The sequence below is a fragment of the Treponema sp. R8-4-B8 genome (assembly GCF_054786175.1).
Window position 1 is genome coordinate 1 of sequence record NZ_BDHE01000078.1, and the last position, 1,834, is coordinate 1,834.

The window sequence follows — 1,834 nt, forward strand, 5'->3', positions numbered from 1 at the left end:
CTTCAATTTTTTCGTTTTTCAGAGAACCTGTCGATTATGTAAATCAACGTTTTGTCATCACCCGTATGAATGAATTTTACAATAAAATTGAAAGACTGGTGAACTCGACAAGGAGCCTGTTTCCAAAGAGCAATAAAAAACGCGACAACCAGTTAAAAAGGGCGTCCTTGTTTGTATACAAAGTACTGGATACGCTCCGGGGCTGGGACATTGAAACACTTGCAAAAAATATTTCCGAGTTACAGTCGCATCCGCGCTCGGTAACGGTTCAAGATTTTTCAGATGTACTTAAGGGAATATATAAACCAATATTTATACTTGATGAATTAAACATAGATAATATAAAAGCCGCTTTTAAATTAATCTATAAAATACTGTATTTAGAAAGCCCAATGGAAGCAAAAGATAAGTATCAAGAAATTATACGCAACATTATCACATCGCTTATTGATGTCCGTAAAAACGTCTGTTTTTGCATGTACCCTATTTTAATGAAATTAATTTCCGACCGTTATATTGTTTATGAACGCTTTTTTATTGAAAGACGAAGGCGTTTTATGGCTTTTCTTAATGTTAAGGACACTGATCAGTTAAGCCCGGTGGATTTAAACCCGCAGCAGATTGAAAGCATTGACGTGGACGCTCTTCAGAAAAACGCAAATGAAGAAGAGCCAACTAAAAATGAAAATGGAACAGCCGAAGAAGGCGATGAATTGCAGGAAGAAGGAAAGGATGTTCCCGAAGATCCAAAAGCCGCCGCGCTAAGGGCAAAACAAGAAGCAGAAAGAGCTGAACGCAAATCCATGGAGCAGGGGCGGACGGCAATGGAAGTTCTTTTTCCAAAAGCCGGCTGGGATAAAATGGAAGAATTTCCCGATTTTTATCCGTATTTTGCAAATGTATACAACCTAAAACACGGTTACGAATTAATTTCTCCTAAAGACCCGCTTCAGTATGTTTCTGTTTTACTGCACATATTGGACGATCTTTTTATCGGGCTGCGTTATGTGAATTTTAATGTTATTACAAGCGCCGATGGAACGTCTGTAAATGTCAGTGATGAACTCGCGGATATATTAAACAACTGGCGCAGTTACATAGAAGACAGTTTTTCCAGAGATTATCTCCCGCGTCTGTCCGAATATTGCCGAATGTTGGAAAATTCAAAAGATTCAAGATTATCGCCTTATGCAAGAAAAACTCTTAATGAACTCAATTGGATAAAGCGGCTATATTTTCTTCCATACTATAAATTTGAATCTATAGGACCTCCTCCATTTCCAAAAAGTGATATTATCTCAGTTTACAGTGAAATCAGAAAACTACGCAAATATCTGACGGCGTTTGCGCTGGGCATTGAACAGGGAGTACGCGCGGGCGGAGCGGCGGCTAAAGCCCCATGCAGGGGAGTTAATAATCCCTGGGCGCCTTATAATTTTCAAGTTCCAAATCCCGTATCAAGGAGGCTTGATATGATGCTTGCGCCGGAAAAACGAATGAACGCCACGTTGATTTTTTTCTCACTGTCCGCAGTTACAGTTTTGGATTATATCGTAAATAACGAAAACAGTTGGGTATACAACGAAAAAGGCGGACCGTTGTTCAGGAGCGTTAATAACGAGGGAATAATTCCGTTGTTTGGAGTGGATAATAAACTTGACGCGGATAAAATATTTAAGGATTCGTTGAAAAAAGCGGGCACGTAAGAGGAATTATATCTTCAACATCCGCATGTCAGTTCCAAACGCTTTTGCGGCTTCCTCAGCTTTTTTTACGCCCGCGATTATTACAGGTGGCGAAGTTACTCTGGAACCTAATGAATTAAAAACAGCTT

General features: G+C 39.5%; 1 protein-coding gene. It reads left to right on the top strand.

Going from position 1 to position 1,834, the window contains the following annotated elements; genetic code table 11:
• On the top strand, nt 1-1,706 hold a 1,706-nt coding region (locus ACYVRA_RS06330; protein WP_461251903.1), incomplete at its 5' end, for a hypothetical protein.
• Nucleotides 1,707-1,834 lie beyond the last annotated feature (128 nt).